This window comes from Brucella pseudogrignonensis (assembly GCF_031454375.1).
Lineage (GTDB): Bacteria > Pseudomonadota > Alphaproteobacteria > Rhizobiales > Rhizobiaceae > Brucella > Brucella pseudogrignonensis_A.
The window spans coordinates 218268-241895 of the sequence record NZ_JAVDQT010000003.1; the positions used below are offsets into that span (position 1 = coordinate 218268).

Sequence of the window (23628 nt, forward strand, 5' to 3'; positions counted from 1 at the left end):
GGATCAAGTGGATTTTTGAACGGACAATCCGCGCAGACGGAAAATCAAACAACACCAAGCAAATGGATCAGGCCCAGACTGATCGCACCAAGTGCCAGCAGCGACAAGATGGCCGCAAGGGTGACGCGACCGCCAGCCGAAGCCACAGATCGAACATCAACTCCAAGCCCCAGAGCGGCCATTGAAATGATGGTCAGTGCCGTGGATGAAATATGGATCATGGGGAGAATGGTTTCCGGGATCAGGTGCAACGAGCGCAACACCATCATGCCTAGAAAACCGATGATGAACCATGGCACGAGTTGCAGAAAACCGGGCTTCACTTCAGCATCTTTATTTCCGGCCAAAACAGACAGTGTCAGAATAACCGGACCCAGCATCAGCACCCGCACCAGCTTGACCAGCGTGCCAAGCTGAACGCTGATTGCAGCAACGGGCGCGGTTGCAGCAAGCACCTGCGGCACGGCATAGACCGTCAACCCTGCAAGAACGCCATATTGCGTAAAAGACATTCCAAGCAGCGGCACCAGCAACGGCAGTAGCAACACAACAACGACGCCCAGAATGGCGGTAAAGGCAATGGATGCGGCTACGTCTTCACTGTCAGCACCAATGACGGGAGCCGTTGCCGCAATCGCCGAGTTGCCGCAAATCGAATTTCCGCAAGCAACAAGAATGGCCATGCGATGCGGCAGCTTCAGTACCCGACCAATGCCATAGCTTAACGTGATCGCAATGGCGACCACACAGGCAATGCCGAGGATAAGCCCAGGCCCCGCATCAATCACCGCACTTGCGCTGATCGACGCACCAAGCAACACCACGGCAATCTCCAGCAGAAGTTTTGCTGAAAAGCTGATGCCTTTGGAAAATTGCTTACCCGGACGAAAAATGGTGCGAACGGCTGTTCCAAGAAGAATTGCCAGAACCAGTGCTTCCAGCCATGCTTTGCCGGTATAATGTTCCTCGATCTTTTCCAAACCGACCGCGACCGCCGATACCGCCAGACTAAGCGCTAGTCCGGGGAGAATGTTCTGGAATTTGGTGGCAGTTGCGGTGGTCATCGGAATCGGCATTCATATCAGGAGAAATATTTTCCAATCTGATGCGCCTTTTCCTCTGTTCATTCCATCGCATAATATGGCACAATTCATTCGATAAAATCGAACGATTATAGCTATGACACTGGAACAGTTACGTATTTTTATAGAAGTGGCCGAGCGCGAGCATCTTACTCGCGCATCAGAGGCACTTAATCTCACGCCATCGGCGGTGAGTTCGGCCATTCGCACGCTGGAAGATCGATATGGAGCGATGCTTTTCAACCGGGTCGGACGGCGGATTGAGCTAACCGGCGATGGCCGCATGTTTCTCGATGAAGCGCGGGCGACACTGGCGCGCGCGCAATCGGCAGAGCGTATGTTGTCGGAGCTTGGCGGCGGCAAACGTGGCATTCTCGCAATTCATGCCAGCCAGACCATTGCGAGCTATTGGCTGCCGCCTTATCTGGCGCAGTTTCATGCGGCATATCCGATGATCGATGTGCGCCTGACGCTCGGTAATACCGAAAGCGTGACGCAAGCGACTGAGGCCGGTTTGGCAGATATCGGCCTTGTGGAAGGTGCTGTGCAGGCTCCAAACCTTTCGCTTCGCAAGGTGGGCACCGACAAGCTGATCGTCGTCACGAAGCCTGAACATGAATGGCACGGTGCCGGAAAGCTCACATGGGATACATTGTTTACCGGCCAGTGGATATTGCGCGAACATGGGTCAGGAACACGCAGCGTGTTCGAAGATGCAGCACGCGTCGCAGGCTATAATCCGGCGCGTCTGAACATTGCGCTTGAACTGCCGTCCAATGAGGCGATTTGCTCGGCGGTTTTATCCGGCAATTACGTCACTGCAATTTCCGAACTGGTTGCTGCACCCCATCTGGCAGCGGGCACATTGGTCAAAGCCAATTTTGCATTGCCTCAACGACAGTTCTTGATGCTTTCGCATAATGATCGCTATCAGACAAAAGCGCTTAAATCTTTCGCGGACATGCTGACGAGAGAACCGGACATGTCGCGCACAGAACAACTCCCCGACCGATAACCGCTGTAGGCTTCACACACGGGTATATCCCCGCACTGTCAATCTGGAGGAGGTAGACATGAGCAGGAATAGAGGCGTTGTGTATATGCGCCCGGGTAAAGTCGAAGTTTGTGACATTGATGATCCGGTGCTAAGCGCACCTAATGGTCGTAAGCTGGATCATGCAGTCATCCTGAAAGTCATCACAACTAATATTTGCGGCTCTGATCAGCACATGGTGCGCGGGCGCACCACTGCAATGCCCGGCCTTGTGCTTGGCCATGAAATCACCGGCGAAGTGATCGAAAAGGGTAGCGATGTCGAAATGCTCGAAGTGGGCGACATCGTTTCCGTTCCCTTTAACGTCGCCTGTGGGCGCTGCCGCTGCTGCAAGTCGCAGGACACCGGCGTTTGCCTGACGGTCAACCCATCACGCGCAGGCGGCGCGTACGGCTATGTCGATATGGGCGGCTGGATCGGCGGACAGGCACGCTATGTCATGGTGCCTTATGCCGATTTCAATCTGCTGAAATTCCCAGATCGCGAACAAGCCATCGAGAAAATCCGCGACCTGACCATGCTATCCGATATTCTACCGACAGGTTTCCATGGAGCGGTGAAAGCGGGTGTCGGTGTTGGCTCCATTGTCTATGTGGCGGGCGCCGGACCAGTCGGACTTGCTGCTGCCGCATCTGCCCGTATCCTTGGCGCTGCGGTCGTCATGGTTGGCGACTTCAACAAGGAACGACTGGAACACGCCCGAAAGGTCGGCTTCGAGCCGATAGATCTTTCAGCCAGCGACCGGCTTGGTGATATGATTGCGGAAGTGACCGGAAGCAATGAAGTGGACAGCGCCATTGACGCTGTCGGCTTTGAAGCCCGCGGCCATAGTGGCGGCGAGCAACCCGCTATTGTTCTCAACCAGATGATGGAAATTACCCGCCCGGCAGGTTCTATCGGTATTCCGGGATTATATGTGACGGAAGATCCGGGAGCTGTTGACAGTGCAGCCAAGCAGGGAAGCCTGTCGCTGCGCTTTGGTCTTGGCTGGGCAAAGGCACAGTCTTTCCATACGGGTCAGACGCCGGTGGTTAAATATAACCGCCAGCTCATGCAGGCCATTCTGCATGGACGTCTGAACATTGCCGATATCGTCAATGCGCAGGTAATTTCGCTGGAAGATGCACCTCAAGGCTATGAAAGCTTTGATCAAGGCGTGGCGAAGAAATTCGTGCTCGACCCGCACGGTATGCTGACAAAGGCTGCCTAAAGTTTTGCGCCGGAGCGATTATCTCACTCCGGCGCAAATTTTAGCGAATGGATTTAACCAGTTCAGGCTGGGTAAAGCACGATGGTGCCATTCCATTCTTTGACTGCCACAAACCAATCGAACGACGGGTTTTGAAGCCCGGCAGACCATCGGCCTTACCAATATCATAACCTTGCGCCTGCATGCGCTTTTGCATCGCCAGAATATCAGAGCGATACATGGTGCCGACATTACCCCACTGCGTCTGAAAATCACCCGCACCATAGGCGATGCGGTCGCCAATATGGCCGATAAACAGCGCATAGAGATCGCTCATATTGTAATCTTTGATGACGTAGAAATTCGGCGTCACGATGAAGGCCGGGCCATAGCGACCAGCAGGCATCAGCAGAAAGCCCTCGCCGCGCATTTCATTGGCCGGAAACGCCTTGCCGTTTGCGCGGGTGATGCCAAGCTTTGACCATTCGGCGAATGTCTTGCCCTGATCTGGCCCTTCCAGAGAACACGAGATATTCTGAGGGACATTCACTTCATAGCCCCAGTCGCGGCCTACCTGCCAACCGTGGATTTTAAGGTAATTTGCAATCGATGCCAGCGTATCGGGAACCGAATTCCAGATGTCGCGCTTGCCATCGCCATCAAAATCAACAGCATGTTTTAGATAAGAGGTTGGCATGAACTGCGGCTGACCCAGCGCACCCGCCCACGAGCTTTTCATCGAACCATTAGCGATGTAACCGCGCGATGTAATTTGAAGCGCTGCTATCAGCTCCTTGCGAAACATATCCTTGCGCGTTGCCATGAACGCCTTGGTGCCAAGCACTTCAAAGGCATTGTAAGGAATTTTGACTGTCCCGAAACCTGACTCACGACCCCATATGGCAACAACAATGCGGCCCGGCACGCCATATTGCTGCTCAATGCTTTTGAGCAGGCTTGCATTCTGGCTAAGCCGTGCCTTGCCGCCGCTCGTGACGCTGCCGACAGTCTTCGCATTGAAATATTTGCCCGGTGCGCCGAATTCAGCCTGTTTCTGCTCTTTGGGTCCAGTGGGCTTTTCGCCCGGGATAACCAGATCAGGCAGTTTCCAGTTGATGCTGACGCCCGCAAAAGCCTGCTCAAAGACAGGCCGCGAAACGCCTGCGGCTTTGGCTTCGGGCCAAAGGTCTTTTTCAATCCAGTTGCGATACTGGCTTTCAATTTGCGCTTTGGAAGGGGCAGCCAGAGATGGGGAGGCAGCGCATGCTGCAAACAGACAAAGAGCCGTGGTCAGGCGTCGTTTCCAGAATGCAGCCTTCATATACCTCTCCCGAGTTGAATGTCAGAGTGCAGTTCGCGCCCGCAGAGCTGCCGCAAGCGTTCCTTCATCAAGATAATCAAGCTCGCCACCAACCGGCACGCCATGCGCAAGCCGTGTCACACGAACCTCAAAATTCGTCAGCTGATCGGTGATATAATGCGCGGTCGTCTGCCCTTCGACAGTGGCGTTGACTGCTAGAATCACTTCCGTGATGCCACCCGATGCAACCCGCTCGACCAGACCCTTGATGTTGAGATCATCCGGCCCCACCCCATCCAGCGGGGACAGGCGGCCGCCGAGCACATGATAACGGACATTCATGGTGCCAGCGCGTTCCAGCGCCCAGAGATCGGATACGTCTTCCACGACGATCAGCACGGATGGATCACGGCGGTCGTCTGTGCAGATCGTGCAAGGGTCGCTGGTATCGACATTACCGCAGCACGAGCAGATACGCACTTTTTCAGCCGCTTCCTGCATTGCACCGCCAAGCGGCACCAGAAGCGCCTCTTTCTTTTTGATCAGGTGCAACGCCGCGCGACGCGCAGAACGCGGACCCAATCCCGGCACTCGCGCCAGAAGCTGGATAAGACGTTCAATTTCAGGACCGGCAATACGTTTGGACATGCTGCTTTATGAAGTTGGAAAGTAGGGGAAAATGAAATGGGGGCTTAATCGCCCCCTCATCGCCTAGAATGGTAGTTTGAAACCCGGAGGAATTGGCAGACCAGCGGTCAGCGACTGGGTCTTTTCAGCCATTTCAGCTTCGAGCTTCGCCTTGGCATCATTATGAGCTGCGATGATCAGGTCTTCGAGGATTTCAGTATCCTCTTCCTTCATCATCGAAGGATCGATCTTAAGCGAAGACAAGGTGCCCTTGCCCGAAAGCGTGACCGTAACAAGACCGCCACCCGAAGAAGCGGTCGCTTCAAGATTGGCGATTTCATCCTGCATGACCTTCATCTTGGCCTGCAATTCCTTCGCCTGTTTCATCATGCCCATCATGTCACGCATGGGTTCACTCCATCATTTTTTGAACGCGCATCATACTCCGAAAACCGCTTCGCACTTTTCGGGATGCGCTCTAAAATTCAGTCATCGTCAGAAGGCGCACCGGGCAGGTCTTCAACTACATCGAGGTCTATATCGTCATCGTCGCTCTGTTCTGCAACCGCAATGCGGACGTCAGTGATCTTTGCACCGGGAAAAGCCGCGAGAATGGCTGCGACATCCGGGTCAGCACGCGCATCGGTCACAAGATTATCGCGACGCTCGGTTTCAGCTTCGGCAACGGTTTGCCCAGAAACATCACGTGCAACCGTTACCACCCAGCGAATGCCAGTCCAGTTATGCAGGCGCTGCGAAATATCGCTCGGCAAGGATTTTGGCGCATCATCCGTGAGGCCGATTTCAAGCCGCCCTACCGCAATAGACGACAGACGAACACAGTTCTTGACCAGAATCTTGAACTGCATGTCGCGGAACTTATCGGCCAGCGTCACAATATCGTTGAGGCTGTTGATCTGAACCGAAGGCTGCGGCGTGTTATCGACAAACTGCTGAGGAGCAGGCGGTTGAACCGGTTGCGGCTGTGTTTCGACCAAACGCATGGCCGTTGCAGGACCACCCGATGCTGGCATCATGGTTGAGGCGGCAACTGCATCAACACTGCTGCGCGCTTCTGGCTGCGAGCCGCCATTGGGCCTTGCGCCACCTGAAGGCTGCGGACGTGGTGCCGAGACCGAACCATTTTCCAAGCCACGCAGCGCTTCATCCAGCGTTGGAAGATCAGCAGCATGGGCCAGACGGATCAACAGCATTTCCGCCGCCTGCACAGGACGCGTTGCCGTATCCACTTCCGCAATGCCTTTAAGCAGCATCTGCCAAGTCCGCGAAAGCACGCGTACCGAGAGCTTTTGCGAGAAGTCGCGGCCACGCACGCGTTCATCTTCCGAGAGCGAAACATCTTCTGCCACATCCGGCGTAAAACGCAGACGTGTCACCAGATGGTTGAAATCAGCAAGATCGGTCAGCACGACAGATGGGTCAGCACCGACATCATATTGCGCGCGGAACTCGGTCAAAGCACCAGCCACATCACCACGCATAATCATCTCAAAAAGATCGATAATACGGGCGCGGTCGGCAAGGCCAAGCATCGAGCGCACAGCTTCTGCTGAAACATGACCCGCACCATGCGCAATCGCCTGATCGAAGATCGAGAGCGAATCGCGTGCCGAGCCTTCGCCCGCGCGCGCAATCATCGCAAGCGATGTATCATCGACTTCGATCGCTTCTGCTTCGGCAATGCGACGCAGATGTGCGGCGAGCGTTCCCGATTCGATACGGCGCAAGTCAAAACGCTGACAGCGCGACAGAACCGTGATCGGCACTTTGCGAATTTCGGTGGTGGCGAAGATAAACTTCACATGCGGCGGCGGCTCTTCAAGCGTCTTCAACAGACCGTTGAAGGCCTGATTGGACAGCATGTGCACTTCGTCGATGATGTAGACTTTGTAGCGTGCCGACACAGGGCGATATCGCACCTGTTCGATGATTTCGCGAATATCGTCGATACCGGTATGCGAGGCCGCATCCATTTCGATCACGTCGACATGGCGGCCTTCCATGATCGCCTGACAATGCTCACCCATTACGGAGAGATCAATGGACGGCTGATCGACAGTATCGGTCTTGTAATTGAGCGCACGCGCCAGAATACGGGCCGTCGTCGTCTTGCCCACACCGCGCACACCAGTCAGCATCCATGCCTGCGCAATACGGCCAGTCTCGAACGCATTTTTCAGCGTGCGGACCATCGGCTCCTGGCCGATCAGATCATTGAAATTCTGGGGGCGGTATTTGCGGGCGAGAACGCGATAAGCGCCAGTTTCGGATTTTGTGTCCATTGCGACCCTTCCGTTCTCTGTTCGCTTGTTCCGATCAACAAACTCTAAACAGTTTGGACCAGAGACGAAAGTGGCTTTGGCGATGGCTTATCAACCATCAACAACCATGATCGTTTTAGAAAGGTGGGAGGCTGGCACGATGACCCGTGCCGTGCTCGTTGGGGCTGCTTCCTTCCGGACCTGACCCGGTTGGCGAGTGGCTCGTCCACCACCAACCTCCCACGCTGCATATCGTCAATTACCACGCAAAAAGCAAGCGCAGAGACAAAAAAACTGATAAGAATTATTCTATGGAACAGTTTGAACTCGATAAACGGCTCGATGCCGATACTTTTTTAGTGGCCAAGCTTGGCCTTTGCGAGCTGCGATTGATGAATGATAAGCGCTGGCCCTGGCTGATCCTTGTGCCGCGCCGTGCCAAACTATCAGAAATTCACGACCTGACGCCGCTTGATCAGACCATGCTGACCTTTGAAGCGGCAATCGTTTCGCAGGCACTTAAAAGCACCACCAATTGCCTCAAAATCAATACAGGCGCTTTGGGCAATATGGTTCGCCAGCTGCACATGCATGTGATTGCGCGCAATGAAGGTGACGCTGGCTGGCCCGGACCTGTCTGGGGTCATGGCACACGCGAGCCTTATAGCGATGCTGAAGCGCAAAAGCTGATTGAAGACATTCGCGCTGCACTCTGATCCCCTCACAAACGTTTCCCGAGAACATCATGGCTTTTCGCCTTTACGACCTGCCGGAAATTGAGCCGAGCCGCCTTGTCGGCTTTGCAGGCAACCGCATTGATCGCCTATCCGAAAAGCGACAGGACGATTCCGCTTTTACTGCGCTGGAATTGCCGGAAACCCGTGTGATGGTTCTCGGCGGTAACAAACTACTGCTTGATTACACGCAGGAAAACGCACCCCGCGCCTTGTTCTCGCTTAGTGAAGCACAAGCGTTTTCACCAGATTTGCATGAGCCCATTCTGCTCGGCTTACAGGATGATGCGCCGATTGTTGCACTGATGGCACCGCTTGATCCGGATGCAATCGAGCAGCCTTACCGCGCGCAAGATTATCGCAGCATTTATATGGAAGGACTGGTTTCTTCGGATATTGTTGGTGCGCTGGCACAGGCTGGAGCACTGAGCGCATGGCATAACAACCATCGCTTTTGCGGGCGTTGTGGCACCAAAAGCGAAATGCGCGCCGGTGGTGCAAAGCGCGTTTGTCCAAATTGCAGTGCCGAACACTTTCCGCGCACCGATCCGGTGGCGATTATGCTGCCGGTTCGCGGTGAAAAGTGCATTCTCGCACGCAGCGCGCATTTTACTGCTGGTTCTTATTCGTGCCTTGCAGGATTTATCGAGCATGGCGAGACGATTGAAGCAGCAGTTCGTCGCGAAAGTTTTGAGGAAATGGGACTTCAGATCGGGCGTGTTGGCTATCATGCGAGCCAGCCTTGGCCGTTCCCCTATTCGCTGATGATCGGCTGTCACGCCGAGGTACTGTCTGACGACTTCACTATTGATCGCTCAGAACTCGAAGACGGCCGCTGGTTCGACAAGGCGGAAGTACGCGCCATGCTTGCAGGCACTCATGAAAATGGGCTGCGTGTACCGGCAAGCGGTGCCATCGCAACCCATTTGATCAGAGCTTGGGTGGAGGGTTAGAGCGGACCAGCCGCTCTAACTATCTCTACGCATTTTCCCACGCGAAACCGGTTCCCACTTTCGCTGAAAATGCTGATTACTCCGCCGCCAGCAGCTGCGTTCCACGAATATCGCTGCCTTTATAGACGCCGAGAATCCGCACTTCCTTTGAGAAAAACGCCAGTTCTTCCAAAGCAAGCTGCACATTACGGTCTTCAGGATGACCTTCAATATCCGCATAAAACTGCGTAGCAATGAAACGTCCGCCAACCTGATAGCTTTCCAGCTTGGTCATATTGACGCCATTGGTCGCAAAGCCGCCCATTGCTTTGTAAAGGGCGGCGGGAACGTTGCGCACGCGAAACACGAAGGTCGTGATAATACGCTCGTCCTTTTCGGGACGCGGTTCCCATTTCTTGGTTTTGGACAGAACAACGAAACGGGTCACGTTGTCTTCTGCGTCTTCGACGTTCTCTTCCAGAATATCGAGACCATAAAGTTCAGACGCTAAGCGCGGTGCGAGCGCTGCCATCGAACGGTCCTGCATATCAGCAACAAGACGCGCAGCACCTGCCGTATCGCCGGCAATGACCGGCTTCCAGCCGTTCTCGCGGATGACCTTGCGGCACTGACCAAGCGCATGAACATGGCTATGTACAGTCTTAATTTCTTCGCGCTTGACGCCCGGAAGCACCATCAGCTGGAAATGGATCGGCAGGAAATATTCGCCAACGATATGAATATCAGCCAGCGGCAGCAAATAATGAATATCGGCAACGCGACCAGCAAGCGTGTTCTCAATTGGAATCATCGCGAGGTCGGCAGCACCGCTTTCAACCGCGTTAAACGCATCTTCAAAAGTCGGGCACGGCAAAGGCTCCATATCGGGAAACATGTTGCGGCAAGCCGTATCGGAATTGGCGCCCGCTTCACCCTGAAAGGAAATCCTGTTGGTCTTCATCGTGTCCGTACTTTCTCAAATACCCTCGTCTGTTTTGAGGGCTTCTTCTGGTTATAAACCCTTTGCGATAATTTCCCGTGCCCGGTCAAGATCGGCCTGCGTATCAACGCCAAGCGGAACGGTGCGGACAATCTCGGCTTCTATGCGCATTCCGTCTTCAAGTGCGCGTAACTGTTCAAGCTTTTCGCGCTTTTCAAGCACAGATGGGCCAATCTTCACAAAACGCTCAAGCGCCGCACGGCGATAGGCATAAAGACCGATGTGGTGATAAAGCGGACCATCGCCATAAGGGGCGGTCGCGCGCGTGAAATAAAGTGCGCGCAGACGTTCGCCGCCATTCATTGGTGAGCCAACGATCTTGACCACGTTAGGATTGACCTTTTCCTCATCAACCGTGATCTCGACGCCAAGCGTTGCAATATCGGCAGGCCCATCAACGAGCGGCAGCAAAGAGCGGCGGATTGTTTCAGGATCGATGGTCGGCAGATCGCCCTGCACATTGACCACTGCTTCGACCTCGCCATTCGGGTCGACTTTTTGCAGCGCTTCATAAATTCGGTCCGATCCCGACTCATGATCACTGCGCGTCATAATGACCTCATGACCATGCGCCTGAACGGCAGCAAAAACCTCTTCACTGTCCGTCGCAACCACCGTGCGACCAAGCTTTGCGGCCACAGCCCGGTCTGCCACATGAACAATCATCGGCTTGCCGCAAATATCCGCAAGAGGCTTGTTTGGCAGGCGCACCGAGGCCATTCGAGCCGGAATGAGTGTCAGTGTTTTCAAAGTCTGAAGCATGATCATCTCGTCATGTATGGTTTAGTCAGAAAGGTCTTATTGCGCCTTCTTTTGACATTTATCTACCCACCCATTGCAGCAAAAGTGTCAAAAAGTCACGGGGGTAGCAGCCCTTATAAGTGTTGCACCCCCCCCGTAAAAGACCTAGTTTCCGCCCAATGCCGGGGAGAGACTTGCCAGACTTACACATAGGTTTTGCATGCCGGCCTTTGGAGGCGTTGAGTAGAGGGAGCGCTGACCGGCGATGAATTCAACCCGGACGAACAAATTTATCATGGCTTTTCTGGCAACGGTTTTCGTTGTCATGACAACGGGCATTCTGTCCGATACGCTTTTTCATGCACCCGCACCTGAAAAGCCAGGTTTCATAATTGAAGCAGCAGAAGCTTCAACAGGCGGTGAAGCAGCCCCAGCCAAGGAAGAAGTGTCGATTGCTGTTCTGATGCAATCCGCTGACCCTGCGCGCGGTGAGACTGTTTTCAAGCGCTGTGCAGCATGTCATACGTCTGAAAAAGGTGGAGCCAACAAAGTTGGACCGCATCTTTGGGATGTGTTGGACCGCCCAGCCGCATCTGTTGATGGCTTTGGCTATTCCGCTGCCATGAAGGCTTTTGGTGCCGAAGGAAACAAATGGGATTATGAACATCTCAACAAGTTCCTCACCTCGCCTAAAGGTTATATCAAAGGCACAGCCATGGGCTTTGCTGGCGACAAAAAGGACAATGAACGCGCGGATCTGATTGCGTTCCTGCGTACTCTTGCTGACAATCCTGCACCGCTTCCAACTGCTGCCGCAGCACCTGCTGAGGGTGGGGAAGCGAAGCCTGAAGGCGAAGCAGCACCTGCTGCCGGTGAAGCCGAAAAACCTGCGGATCCAGCACCTGCACAACCGGCACCGGCTAACTGAGATTAGATTACACGAGACAAGAAAATGCCGGGCATTGCCCGGCATTTTTGTTTTTAAGCATCAGTTCAGCTTGGGATGGCGATCCACAAGCGATTGCCTGCGTATTCTCAGCGCTTCTATATCGCCTTCAAGCGATGCGATCTTTTCATCGATATCTTCCACGCGCTCTTCAATATGGTCATAGGCCTCTTGAAGCAGCTGCTTTGCTTCCGACTTATTCGACGCACTCGGCGTATCGCCACGAAGTGGCTTATTGGCTGTTTCTGGCAGAAAGAATGCCGTTATCAGACCAACAATCGAAGCGATCATCAGATAATAGGCTGGCACATAAAGACTGTCGGTCGCCTCCACCAACCAGGCGGCCAGTGTCGGCGTCAGGCCCGCGATAATGATCGAGATATTAAACGCACTCGCCAATGCGCTGTAGCGTATTCTTGCTGGGAACAAAGCAGGCAAAGTTGATGCCATAACCCCAGTCAAACAGTTCAGGAAAACCGCTAAGACGAGAAGGCCTGCAAAAATCTCTGGCGTGTTACCGCTCGTAACGAGATGAAATGCCGGCAACGACAGAAATAGCAAACCCAGACTACCAATAAGCAGAAAGGGTCGGCGTCCAAATCGGTCACTAAAGAAGCCAACAACCGGCTGCACAAAGAGCATCCCTATCATCACAACAATAATGATGAGAACGCCATGGTCCTCGGAATAGCCAAGGCTTTGTGACAGATATGTCGGCATGTAAGTCAGCAGCATGTAGTAGGTGATATTGGTTACAAGAACCATGCCGATGCACACTGACAATGACTTCCAATAGCTGCGAACAATCTCTTTAAAAGATATGCGCGGACGATCTTCAATCGCGTCTTTGTCTTCCTTTTCCATGCGCTCCAGCTGCTGAGTGAAGGCTGGCGTTTCTTCTGCCGCATGGCGAAGATATAGCCCGATCAGCCCAAGTGGTGCCGCCAGATAGAACGGCAGACGCCATCCCCAATCGAGAAACGCAGCCTCGCCCATCATTGTGCTTAAAAACACAACCAGTCCGGCGCCCATCACAAAACCAGCAATCGAACCAAAATCAAGCCAACTACCAAGGAAGCCACGCCTGCGATCGGGTGCATATTCCGCAACAAAAATGGCTGCGCCCGTATATTCACCGCCCACAGAGAAGCCTTGAACGAGCTTACAGATGAGCAGCAAGACTGGTGCCCAGATGCCAATGGTTGCATAGGACGGAATAAGGCCGATACAGAACGTGCTTGCAGCCATGATGATGATCGTTAGCGACAGCACTTTTTGACGTCCGAAGCGATCACCCATCACTCCGAAAAATAGTCCGCCAAGTGGGCGGACAAGAAATGGCACCGAAAATGTTGCCAATGCTGCAATGGTCTGAATACCGGGGGCAGCATTCGGAAAGAACACCTGCCCCAAGGCATAGGCCACAAAGCCATAGACACCGAAATCAAACCATTCCATCGCGTTGCCAAGCGCCGCAGCGGTAATAGCCTTTTTAAGTTTAACATTATCGATGACTTTGATGTCTTGGATTTTGAGTGGTTCAACCGCAGTTGCAGTGGCTGAAGTTTCGTTTTGCACCATTCGCCGAGCCTTTATACGCCTTGGTCACATTCATTATTACTTGCAATAAAGCGGACGATTTCTGAAAAACAAGGCAACGGCGCGGAACAATCAGCTTTAATGCGCGAAAGCACCAAAAGAGCTAATAATTGAAAGAAAATTCAGCCAGACCAGATATTTATTGAATAGTTGCCTTTCTTCCTCCGCAAAAACCCATAAAACTTGATCCCAATATATCCGAAGCAGGAACGGAGATGCTGGATGAAGGGTTTTTGGGCGGGCGCTTTCGCAGTCACCATGTTGGCGGGCACGGTATCTTTTGGTTACGCAGCAGACGGCGAACCACAATGGCACACCTCTTCCAGCCTCATAGGCGAACCCAAATATCCGGCTGGTTTCAAGCATTATGACCATGTAAATCCTGATGCACCCAAAGGTGGCGCGCTCAATCAAGTCGCGGTTGGCACATTCAACAGCTTCAACCCTTATGTTGTTCAAGGTGTGCCAGCAGCTGGCCTCGCCCCATTCGGCGGCGGGATGCTCTACGACACTCTTATGAGCGACTCGCTTGATCAGGGCTCAACACAATATCCACTGATCGCCGAAGCCTTGCAGTATCCTGATGATTATTCATGGGTGAAGTTCAAGCTCAATCCGAATGCGAAATGGCATGATGGTCAGCCGATCACTGTTGATGACGTGATCTGGTCGTTCGATGTGCTGAAAAAGCAGTCGCCGATGTATAACAAATATTATGGCGACGTCGAAAAAGCCGAAAAAACCGGCGACTACGAAGTGAAGTTCACCTTCTCAGAAAAGGGCAATCGCGAACTTCCGCAAATCTTGGGGCAGCTTGCGGTGCTTCCGAAGCACTGGTGGGAAGGCAAAGATGCGCAGGGAAGACAGCGCGACATCAGCCGCCCAACACTCGAAATTCCGCTGGGATCAGCTGCTTATAAGATTAAGAGTGCCGTGCCGGGAAGTTCAGTCGTATGGGAGCGCGTTGCCGACTATTGGGGCAAGGATTTGCCCGATAGTGTTGGCCGCAACAATTTTGATGAAGTGCGTTACGAGTATTACTTAAGCGAAGATGCGACCTGGGAAGCCTTCAAAAAGGGCGGCCAATACGATTATCGCAACGAGAATCGGGCACAGCGTTGGGCCGAGCAGTATAACTTCCCGGCAGTACAGCGCGGCGATGTGGTGAAAAAGTCGTTCCCATATAATGCTGTCGGGCGGATGCAGGGCTATTTCCTTAACACCCGCAAAGACAAGTTCAAGGATCCGAAAGTACGTGAAGCGCTGACATACGCTTTCGATTTTGAAACCATGAACCGTTTGCTGTTCTTCAACCAATATACCCGCATCAACAGCTATTTCTCTGGCAATGAATTGCAGCTCGATGGTCCGCCGACAACTGAAGAAAAAGCCATTCTTGAAACGGTAAAAGATGCACTGCCCGCAGCAGCCCTCACAGACGAGTTCAAAGCGCCCGTTTATGACACGCCACAGGCAACACGCGATAATCTGCGTAAAGCGCTGCAACTCTTTGGAGAGGCGGGTTGGAAACTACAGAACAACAAGCTGGTTGACGCGAATGGCAAGCAGTTCACGATTGAGTTTCTAGATGACGGCCCAACATTTGAGCGCGTCCACAATCTCTACATCCAAAACCTGAAAAAGATCGGTATTGATGCGCGAATTCGCACCGTCGATGCTGCCCAGTATCAGGCCCGCCTCAATGACTTCGACTATGACGTTATATCGTCTGTTACCGCGCAAACTGCCTCTCCGGGCAACGAGCAACGCGATATGTGGGGCTCGAAAGCAGCGGACTTCAAAGGCAGCCGCAACTATGCGGGTATCAAGAATCCAGCCATCGACAAGCTGATTGATCGCATCATCTATGCGAAAGATCGTGACGAACTGGTAGCCGCAAGCCACGCGCTTGATCGTGCACTGTTGTGGAACTACTACGTCATTCCGCAATGGTATTCTGACCACATCAATGTTGCCTATTGGAACAAGTTTGGTATGCCCGATAAGCAACCCGATTATATGGGAATTGACCCATTTTCGTGGTGGGTAGATCCTGCAAAGGAATCAAAGATCAAGACTGGCACCCAGTAGAGTATCGAAAGAATGACCACTCTTCACATGGATCGCCGCCATTTTCTCGGACTTACGGGCAGTGCAGCCATCGCTGCCTGCCTGCCAGAAATTGCTTTTGCAAATCTTGCCGTCGATCAGCCTTTGCACGGACTGTCTGCCTTTGGCGAACTGAAATACCCGCCAGAATTCACGCATTTCGATTATGTGAACCCGGATGCACCCAAAGGCGGTACGTTCACGCTCGCGCCCAATACTTGGTTCTGGAACCAGAATACCTCCACTTTCAACACGCTGAATACGTTGACTTTCAAGGGTGACGCACCGCCACGCATGGAGCTGACCTTTGATGGGCTCATGGCATCAGCGCTTGATGAGCCGGATGCTGTCTATGGGCTGATTGCGGAAAGCGTCACGCTCTCCAAAGATCGGCGGACCTGCCTCTTTAAGCTGCGCAAGGAAGCACGGTTTCATGATGGTTCGCCGATTGAAGCGAAAGACGTGGTATTCACGTACACGACACTGAAAGAAAAGGGTCATCCGCTTATTCGGCAAACGCTCGCAGCGCTTGAAACAGTGCAGGAAGCAGGCAAGCTGGAAGTGAAGATGCACTTTGCTGCCGACCGTGGTGTCAGCGCTATTCTTGATGCCGTGACGCTACCGATCTTGTCGAAAGACTGGTTTAAGGATCGCGATTTCGATGCAGCCAATATGGACGTCATCCTCGGATCCGGCGCTTATCGCGTGGGAAAAGTGGTTGCCGGTCAGTCAATCGAATATGATCGCGTTGACGATTATTGGGCCAAAGATTTGCCTGTGCAGCGCGGCTCCAATAATTTCGATCATCTAAGGATCGAGTTTTATCGTGATCGCCAGCCAGAATTTGAAGCTTTCAAGAAAGGCAGTATCGACTTCCGACAGGAAAGCGTCGCTAAAAACTGGGCTACGGCCTACGACTTCCCGGCGATTGAGCAGAAGAAGATTATCAAACGGACTTTTCCGCGAGAAAAACGTCCTTTGATGCAGGCATGGGCGCTCAACCAGCGCCACGAACGCTTTCGTGATCCGCGGGTACGCGAAGCAATCAACCTCTGTTTCGACTTTGAATGGACGAATGCGAACCTGTTCTATTCCACCTATGAACGCTCGCAGTCCAATTTCAATGGCTCTGATTTTCAGGCCGTGGGCGTACCGACACCAGACGAAATGAAAGTGCTGGAACGCTATCGCGGCAAAATTCCCGATGCAGCCTTTGGTGAAGTCTCTCTCATGCCCGTCTCGGACGGTTCAGGACGTGACCGCAAGCAGTTTTCACGCGCAATTGAGCTGATGCATGCGGCGGGCTTTGAACGCAAGAATGGCCAGTTCCATAGCAAGAGCGGCGAAAAATTCTCGCTAGAGATACTCAGCAATTCGGAAAGCTTTTCGCGCATCTATAATCCATTTGTGCAGAAAATGCGGGCAATCGGCATCGATGCCAGTCTGCGACTGGTCGATCCAAGCCAATATCAGGCGCGAATACAGGATTTCGATTTTGATCTCGTGGGTATGGCGATGCAGTTTGGTGCGACGCCAACAAAAGAATCGCTCGCGAGCATGTTCGGTTCGGAATCAGCCAAAACGCCGGGCAGCTATAATCTTCCGGGTACTTCCGACCCGATAATCGACGCATTGATCGACGATGTCGGCAAAGTTTCCACACGCGACGAGCTCATTGCAATAATCCGGGTGCTAGATCGCTACTTGCGTATCCGGCTGGAGTGGATTCCAAATTGGACAGCAGCGAATCACCTGGTTGCCTATTGGGATCGGTTTGGCTTTAAGGAGCCGAAGCCCGATTATGGTTTTCCGGTTGAGACGCTTTGGTGGACTAAACCGTAATTTAAAAAAGTATAAAGGCGAAACTATTGGCAAGCCGTGAGAGCAATCTGAACATGTGGAGCTGTGAGAGCTGATGGGCGCATATATTTTACGCCGCCTGCTTTTAATGATCCCGACGATCCTCGGCATTATGGCCATATCTTTTGCTGTCGTTCAATTTGCGCCCGGTGGACCTGTCGAGCGCGTTATTGCGCAGCTCTCAGGTCAGGGCGGCGACGCTCTTGATCGTATTTCAGGCGGTGGTGCTGATGCTGGACAAGCCGGGATCGATAGCGGCTCGGTCAATTCCAAATATCGCGGTGCGCAAGGTCTTGATCCGCAATTCATTGCCGATCTTGAAAAGCAATTCGGCTTCGATAAGCCTCCGCTTGAGCGTTTTGGTCATATGCTCTGGAGTTACATGAGCTTCGATTTCGGCCGCAGCTACTTCCGTGACATCAGCGTCATCGATCTCATCAAAGAAAAGCTGCCGGTTTCGATCTCGCTCGGCCTCTGGCTCACGTTCCTGTCCTATCTGATCTCGATCCCACTCGGTATTCGCAAGGCGATCAAGGAAGGCACGCGCTTTGATACATGGACCAGCGGGATCATCATTGTCGGCTATGCAATTCCGAGCTTCCTGTTTGCTATCCTGCTGATTGTGCTTTTTGCAGGAGGTTCGTTCTTCGACTGGTTCCCGCTGCGTGGCCTCGTGTCACCTGATTTTGCGCAAATGTCGCTCTGGGGTAAGATCGGCGACTATCTATGGCACATGGTGCTGCCAGTGACAGCGCTCGTGCTTTCGGCCTTTGCCACAACAACGCTTCTGACGAAGAATTCGTTTCTTGAAGAAATTCGCAAACAATATGTAACGACGGCACGCGCAAAGGGTCTGACGGAACATCAGGTGCTTTACCGCCATGTGTTTCGCAATGCCATGCTGATCGTGATTGCTGGTTTTCCGGGCGCATTTATCTCAGCTTTCTTCACCAGCTCACTGCTGATTGAAACGATCTTCTCGCTCGATGGGCTGGGCCTGCTCGGCTATCAGTCGATTATCAATCGCGACTATCCGGTGGTGTTTGCCAGCCTGTTTATTTTCTCGCTAATCGGCCTCTTGGTCGGGCTGTTGTCTGATTTGATGTACACATGGGTTGATCCGCGCATCGACTTTGATCGGAGGGACGTGTGATGACAGACGCCACTCTCTCACCTGCCGCAAAGCCCGTAAGGCGCCCGTTTTTATCTCCGCTCAACCGTCGCCGCTGGCAGAATTTCAAAGCCAATAAGCGCGGTTACTGGTCGCTATGGATTTTCCTGTTCCTGCTTGTCGCAGCCCTTTGCTCCGAGTTTATCGCCAACGACAAGCCCATCCTCGTTTCCTATAAGGGCGAGCTGCTGACGCCGGTTTTTGTCGATTACCCGGAAGAGAAATTCGGCGGCTTTTATGCGGTCACAGACTATCGCGATCCGGTGATACAGGACGAGATCAACAATAATGGCTGGGCGATCTGGCCGCCGGTTCGCTATTCCTACAACACCGTCAATAATGACATTCCGGAAGCAGCACCATCCAAGCCATTCTGGCTTTATACAGCAGAGCAGCGCTGCCAGCGTTATCCGCTGGGTGTGAATGATCCGAACTGTATTGTTGGCAATTTCAACTGGCTCGGCACAGACGATCAGGCGCGCGATGTGTTTGCGCGTGCGCTTTATGGCTTCCGCATTTCGGTGCTGTTCGGCCTGATCCTCACATTCTTTTCCGCCGTCATTGGCGTGACAGCTGGTGCGGTACAGGGTTATTTCGGCGGTTGGGTCGATCTGATCTTCCAGCGCGTGATCGAAATATGGTCTTCAATCCCAGTGCTTTATCTGCTGCTGATCATAGCTGCGATATTACCGCCCGGGTTCTGGGTCTTGCTCGGCATTATGCTGTTGTTCTCGTGGGTCGCCTTCGTCGGCGTCGTCCGCGCCGAATTCCTGCGCGCCAGAAACTTTGAATATGTGAATGCGGCCCGTGCGCTTGGCGTGAAAAACGGCACCATCATGTGGCGGCATCTGCTGCCCAATGCGATGGTGGCGACGCTGACCTTCCTGCCGTTCATTCTCAATGGTTCGATCACCACGCTGACCGCGCTCGATTTCTTAGGCTTTGGCCTGCCGCCGGGTTCGGCTTCGCTCGGCGAATTGCTCGCGCAGGGCAAGAACAACCTTCAGGCACCTTGGCTCGGTATTACTGGCTTTGTGGTGATCTCGGTGATGCTGTCGCTGCTGATTTTCATCGGTGAAGCAACGCGTGATGCATTCGATCCACGAAAGGCGTTTCAATGAGTGGGTCGATGATTAAGCCTTTGCTTTCTGTCCGCGATCTTTCCGTCGCTTTCCGCCAGAATGGCGAAGAACGGATTTCCGTGGACCGCGTTTCCTTCGACATTGCTGAAGGAGAAACCATAGCACTTGTGGGCGAGTCGGGTTCTGGCAAGTCAGTTTCAGCACTCTCCATCCTCAAGCTTCTGCCCTATCCGGCTGCAAGCCATCCTTCCGGCGAAGTTCTTTTCGACGGTAAGGATCTGATGAAGGCATCCGAGCCAGAGTTGCGGCGCGTGCGCGGCAATGACGTGACGATGATCTTTCAGGAGCCGATGACATCGCTCAATCCATTGCATACGGTGGAACAGCAAATCGCTGAAATTCTGAAAATGCATCAGGGCATGGGCGATCAGGCAGCGCGCAAGCGCACGCTTGAACTTCTGCATGAGGTTGGTATCCGCGAACCGGAAAAGCGCCTCGCATCTTTCCCGCATCAGCTTTCAGGCGGGCAGCGTCAGCGTGTGATGATCGCCATGGCACTGGCCAACAAGCCAAAACTGCTGATCGCCGACGAGCCGACAACGGCGCTTGATGTGACTGTCCAGGCACAGATTCTTGAGCTTCTTGCGGAACTCAAAGCCTCGCAGGGCATGTCGATGCTTTTCATCACTCATGATCTTGGCATTGTGCGCAAGATCGCCGACCGCGTCTGCGTGATGAGCAAAGGCAAGATTGTCGAAGCTGGACCGACGAAAGAAATTTTCGAAAATCCGCAACACGACTATACAAAGCATCTGCTTGCAGCAGAGCCAAAGGGGGAGCCGCCAGTTGCCGATCTCAGCGCCAAAACGGTTATGGAAGGCAAAGACGTTCGCGTCTGGTTTCCGATCAAGAAAGGCTTTCTGCGCAAGACAGTCGATCATGTGAAAGCCGTGGATGGCATTGATGTGCAACTGCGTGCAGGCCAGACGCTTGGCGTGGTGGGTGAATCAGGCTCCGGCAAAACCACACTTGGTCTCGCGCTTTCACGGATGATCTCATCAAAAGGTGAGATTCGTTTTGACGGTCGCGATATTGCACAATTCAGCTTCAAGGATATGCGTCCGCTGCGTCGTGAAATGCAGATTGTGTTTCAGGATCCATTCGGATCACTCAGCCCGCGCATGACCATCGCGGATATTATCGCAGAAGGGCTTCTGGTGCATGAACCAAAGCTGTCCGCTGATGATCGGGACCAGCGGGTCGTAGCAGCACTCAACGAAGTGAGCCTCGATCCTGAAAGCCGCTTCCGCTATCCGCACGAGTTTTCCGGTGGGCAGCGCCAGCGCATCGCAATTGCACGCGCCATGGTGCTTAACCCAAAATTCGTGATGCTGGATGAGCCAACCTCGGCGCTTGATATGAGCGTTCAGGCGCAGGTTGTCGATCTGCTGCGTGCATTGCAGAAGAAGCATGATCTGGCTTATCTTTTCATAAGCCACGACTTGAAAGTGGTGCGGGCACTGGCCAATGATGTGCTGGTTATGCGCAATGGCAAGGCAGTCGAATATGGAACGTCAAAGGAAGTCTTTGCCAATCCAAAAACCGACTACACCAAAGCGTTGATGGCAGCGGCTTTCCACATGGAGGCCACACCGGGAGGAGTTAAGCAATGACAAGCAATAATGATGGCAACATTCTTCTCGCAATAACCAATTGGGACCCGGCAACCTGGACCGATAGCTTCAAGGCGCATGCGCCTGAACGCAATGTCGTGATAGAACGTGCGGAGAATGATCCCAGTATCGAATATGCGCTTGTTTGGAAACAGAAGCCCGGCTCGCTGGCCAATCTGCCAAACCTCAAAGTGATCTTTTCGCTGGGCGCTGGCGTTGATCATGTCTTTCACGATCCGCATATCCCAGATGTGCCCTTGGTGCGTGTCATTTCCGATGATCTCACCATGCGCATGACAGAATATGTGGTCTGGCAGGTGCTTGATCACCATCGTCTGGGCGCAAGCTATCGCAAGCAGCAGAAAAACCACATCTGGCACGAAGATCCACGCCAGCCGGCAGCACATGAAGTCACCGTTGGTATCATGGGGCTTGGTGTGCTTGGCCGCGATGCAGCCGAAAAGCTTAAAGTGCTGGGCTTCAATGTTACCGGCTGGAGCCGTCGTCCGCAGGAAATCGACGGTGTGCAGACTTTCAGCGGCAAAGAAAGTTTTGGGCGTTTTCTCAAGACCGCCGATATTTTCGTTTGCCTGTTGCCTTTGACGCCAGACACCAAGGGCATCCTATCCATGACCATGTTCGCACAATTGAAGAGCGATGGGCCGCTCGGTGCGCCCGTGCTGATCAATGCGGGTCGTGGAGGCTTGCAAAACGAAGCCGACATTCTGGCGGCACTTGATCGTGGATTGCTATCTGCAGTGACGCTTGATGTGTTTAATCAGGAACCTTTGCCTTCTGAAAGCCCGCTCTGGACGCATCCCAAAGTGACGATCACCCCACATGCAGCGGCAAGCTCGTCTGCGAATGCCATTGTTCCGCAGATTATTCGTCAGATTGAAGCCTTTGAACGCGACGGAACACTCGAAAACGTGGTCGATCGCGCCACGCAATATTAACAGGTTACCCGGCTAATCACCGTGCGCGATTATTTTGCGCATGGTTATTGACGTTGTGCGGTCAAAACCCGGATGAGACGTCTCGGCAATTTTACGAAAGCCAAGCTTTTCAAAAACAGCATGATTACGCGTGAGTTCTATCCGCGTTTGCAGCTCTAATTCTGGCTTGCCATGCGCAACAGCCTGCTGCTCTGCTTCTTCCATCAGTCTGCGACCGATGCCTTGTCCTTCGAAGGCAGGCGCGACGGCAAGCTTACCGAGATAGAAGTGATCGTCTTTTTCCTTGATAAACACGCAGCCAGCCAGTTCCCCGCCAACAAAAGCTGCAAAGCCCAGCTCGTCCTGTGCTTTGGTCTGCAAGTTTTCAACCGTCAACAAATGTGCGGACGATGGTGGGTCGATTACGCCATCCATATAAGCAAAACTATCCCGAATAAGCTTGAGAAGCTCGCTCCAGTGCTGAAAATCTGCACCAATGGGAGCGATACGAACAGAATTCATTTGGGTTTGCGCGCCTTGTAACGAATGGTTTCAAAACGCACGTTCAATGCATTGTAGAGCAATAAGCGGCCCACGAGCGGCTCGCCAATGCCCGTGATGAGCTTAATCACTTCCATTGCCTGCAAGCTGCCAATTACACCCGGCAACACGCCAAGAACTCCTGCTTCGGCACAGGTGGGAACAGAACCTGCTGGTGGCATGTCAGGAAACAGATCACTATAGGACGGATTTTGTTTGCCATCAGCGCCTTTTGCATAGGGTATGAGCACTGTCACGGTGCCATCAAAGCGCCCCATAGCGCCTGAAACCAGCGGACGCTCGGCAAGCGCACTTGCATCGGCCAAAGCATAGCGGGTGGCGAAATTATCAGAACCATCAACCACAACATCATACTGGCTGATTAAATCCTGCGCATTATCGCCATTAAGTCGCAAGGAGTGCGTTTCGACGTTCACATGCGGGTTGATACGGGCGATAGACGCTTTCGCGCTCTCAACCTTGCTCTGCCCTACGCTATCTGTGTCGTGGATCACCTGTCTTTGCAGGTTGGAGAGCGAAACTGTATCGTCATCGACAAGGCCAAGTGTGCCAACGCCTGCGGCAGCCAGATATTGCAGCACCGGCGCACCAAGCCCACCTGCGCCGACAATCAGCACACGGGCAGCTTTGAGCTTCTGCTGCCCCGGTCCGCCGATTTCCGGCAACACGATATGGCGCGCATAGCGTTCTAATTCTTCAGATGAAAAAGGCTTTGATGATGCATTCATGATGCTTGAACATAAGCCTGCTC

General features: G+C 53.2%; 21 protein-coding genes and 1 other RNA gene. 11 read left to right on the forward strand and 11 right to left on the reverse strand.

The window, feature by feature from the left end; genetic code table 11:
* Positions 1-44: 44 nt before the first annotated feature.
* Complete coding sequence (locus J2782_RS11860) at positions 45-1064, reverse strand: YeiH family protein (protein ID WP_310012733.1); 1020 nt, start codon at positions 1062-1064, stop codon at positions 45-47.
* Positions 1065-1179: 115 nt separating this feature from the next.
* On the opposite strand from J2782_RS11860, the gene J2782_RS11865 reads away from it, so the two are divergent.
* Together J2782_RS11865 and fdhA are read left to right on the forward strand one after the other, a co-directional pair.
* On the forward strand, positions 1180-2097 hold the full coding sequence (locus J2782_RS11865; protein WP_310012735.1) for a LysR family transcriptional regulator: 918 nt from the start codon (positions 1180-1182) through the stop codon (positions 2095-2097).
* A gap of 58 nt (positions 2098-2155) precedes the next feature.
* Positions 2156-3346, forward strand: coding sequence for a formaldehyde dehydrogenase, glutathione-independent (gene fdhA, locus J2782_RS11870; RefSeq protein ID WP_310012738.1), 1191 nt, complete (start codon positions 2156-2158; stop codon positions 3344-3346).
* A 40-nt stretch (positions 3347-3386) separates the two neighbouring features.
* On the opposite strand, the gene J2782_RS11875 is transcribed toward fdhA, so the two are convergent.
* The 5 genes from J2782_RS11875 to ffs all read right to left on the reverse strand — a co-directional run bounded on the left by J2782_RS11875 (position 3387) and on the right by ffs (position 7775).
* The gene (locus J2782_RS11875) at positions 3387-4646 is read right to left on the reverse strand and encodes a lytic murein transglycosylase (protein WP_310012741.1); all 1260 of its coding nucleotides are present in this window, start codon (positions 4644-4646) and stop codon (positions 3387-3389) included.
* Positions 4647-4667: 21 nt separating this feature from the next.
* Positions 4668-5273, reverse strand: coding sequence for a recombination mediator RecR (gene recR, locus J2782_RS11880; protein WP_310012744.1), 606 nt, complete (start codon positions 5271-5273; stop codon positions 4668-4670).
* Positions 5274-5336: 63 nt separating this feature from the next.
* Positions 5337-5660, reverse strand: coding sequence for a YbaB/EbfC family nucleoid-associated protein (locus J2782_RS11885; protein WP_064322329.1), 324 nt, complete (start codon positions 5658-5660; stop codon positions 5337-5339).
* A gap of 77 nt (positions 5661-5737) precedes the next feature.
* Positions 5738-7639, reverse strand: a complete 1902-nt coding sequence (locus J2782_RS11890; RefSeq protein WP_310013331.1) for a DNA polymerase III subunit gamma/tau — start codon at positions 7637-7639, stop codon at positions 5738-5740.
* 39 nt (positions 7640-7678) lie between these two features.
* Positions 7679-7775: signal recognition particle sRNA small type (gene ffs, locus J2782_RS11895), an RNA gene on the reverse strand.
* Positions 7776-7845: 70 nt separating this feature from the next.
* Here ffs and J2782_RS11900 point away from each other — a divergent pair.
* Both J2782_RS11900 and nudC read left to right on the forward strand, forming a co-directional pair.
* Positions 7846-8250 carry an HIT domain-containing protein gene (locus tag J2782_RS11900; RefSeq protein WP_250039313.1) on the forward strand — a complete coding sequence of 135 codons (405 nt, stop codon included), beginning with the start codon at positions 7846-7848 and terminating at the stop codon, positions 8248-8250.
* Positions 8251-8279: 29 nt separating this feature from the next.
* On the forward strand, positions 8280-9221 hold the full coding sequence (nudC, locus tag J2782_RS11905; RefSeq protein ID WP_310012748.1) for an NAD(+) diphosphatase: 942 nt from the start codon (positions 8280-8282) through the stop codon (positions 9219-9221).
* 76 nt (positions 9222-9297) lie between these two features.
* On the opposite strand, the gene J2782_RS11910 is transcribed toward nudC, so the two are convergent.
* Entirely contained in the window at positions 9298-10161 is an 864-nt protein-coding gene (locus J2782_RS11910) for a prephenate dehydratase (protein ID WP_250039317.1), read from the reverse strand.
* Positions 10162-10212: 51 nt separating this feature from the next.
* Positions 10213-10962 (reverse strand): 3-deoxy-manno-octulosonate cytidylyltransferase, encoded by a 750-nt coding sequence (locus J2782_RS11915; protein WP_250039319.1) that lies wholly within the window; start codon positions 10960-10962, stop codon positions 10213-10215.
* Between the two features lie 244 nt (positions 10963-11206).
* Here J2782_RS11915 and J2782_RS11920 point away from each other — a divergent pair, with 244 nt between their 5' ends.
* Positions 11207-11869, forward strand: coding sequence for a c-type cytochrome (locus tag J2782_RS11920; protein ID WP_310012749.1), 663 nt, complete (start codon positions 11207-11209; stop codon positions 11867-11869).
* A 60-nt stretch (positions 11870-11929) separates the two neighbouring features.
* On the opposite strand, the gene proP is transcribed toward J2782_RS11920, so the two are convergent.
* Entirely contained in the window at positions 11930-13468 is a 1539-nt protein-coding gene (gene proP, locus J2782_RS11925; RefSeq protein ID WP_310012754.1) for a glycine betaine/L-proline transporter ProP, read from the reverse strand.
* Positions 13469-13708: 240 nt separating this feature from the next.
* On the opposite strand from proP, the gene J2782_RS11930 reads away from it, so the two are divergent.
* From J2782_RS11930 to J2782_RS11955, 6 genes are all read left to right on the forward strand, one after another.
* Positions 13709-15577, forward strand: a complete 1869-nt coding sequence (locus tag J2782_RS11930) for an extracellular solute-binding protein (RefSeq protein ID WP_310012758.1) — start codon at positions 13709-13711, stop codon at positions 15575-15577.
* Positions 15578-15589: 12 nt separating this feature from the next.
* The gene (locus J2782_RS11935; RefSeq protein WP_310012761.1) at positions 15590-17437 is read left to right on the forward strand and encodes an extracellular solute-binding protein; all 1848 of its coding nucleotides are present in this window, start codon (positions 15590-15592) and stop codon (positions 17435-17437) included.
* Positions 17438-17510: 73 nt separating this feature from the next.
* A complete protein-coding gene (locus tag J2782_RS11940) occupies positions 17511-18608 on the forward strand; it encodes a microcin C ABC transporter permease YejB (RefSeq protein ID WP_310012763.1) in 1098 nt (365 codons plus the stop codon).
* Positions 18608-19747 carry an ABC transporter permease gene (locus tag J2782_RS11945; RefSeq protein WP_310012765.1) on the forward strand — a complete coding sequence of 380 codons (1140 nt, stop codon included), beginning with the start codon at positions 18608-18610 and terminating at the stop codon, positions 19745-19747. The genes J2782_RS11940 and J2782_RS11945 overlap by 1 nt, the downstream gene beginning before the upstream one ends.
* Before the next feature lie 8 nt (positions 19748-19755).
* Positions 19756-21381, forward strand: a complete 1626-nt coding sequence (locus J2782_RS11950) for an ABC transporter ATP-binding protein (protein ID WP_310012766.1) — start codon at positions 19756-19758, stop codon at positions 21379-21381.
* Complete coding sequence (locus J2782_RS11955; protein WP_310012769.1) at positions 21378-22337, forward strand: 2-hydroxyacid dehydrogenase; 960 nt, start codon at positions 21378-21380, stop codon at positions 22335-22337. Before J2782_RS11950 ends, J2782_RS11955 begins: the two co-directional genes overlap by 4 nt.
* Positions 22338-22349: 12 nt before the next feature.
* Here the strand turns inward: J2782_RS11955 and J2782_RS11960 are convergent, their stop codons facing one another.
* Both J2782_RS11960 and J2782_RS11965 read right to left on the reverse strand, forming a co-directional pair.
* On the reverse strand, positions 22350-22838 hold the full coding sequence (locus J2782_RS11960; protein ID WP_310012771.1) for a GNAT family N-acetyltransferase: 489 nt from the start codon (positions 22836-22838) through the stop codon (positions 22350-22352).
* Positions 22835-23605 carry a molybdopterin-synthase adenylyltransferase MoeB gene (locus J2782_RS11965; RefSeq protein WP_310012775.1) on the reverse strand — a complete coding sequence of 257 codons (771 nt, stop codon included), beginning with the start codon at positions 23603-23605 and terminating at the stop codon, positions 22835-22837. Before J2782_RS11965 ends, J2782_RS11960 begins: the two co-directional genes overlap by 4 nt.
* Between the last annotated feature and the right edge of the window lie 23 nt (positions 23606-23628).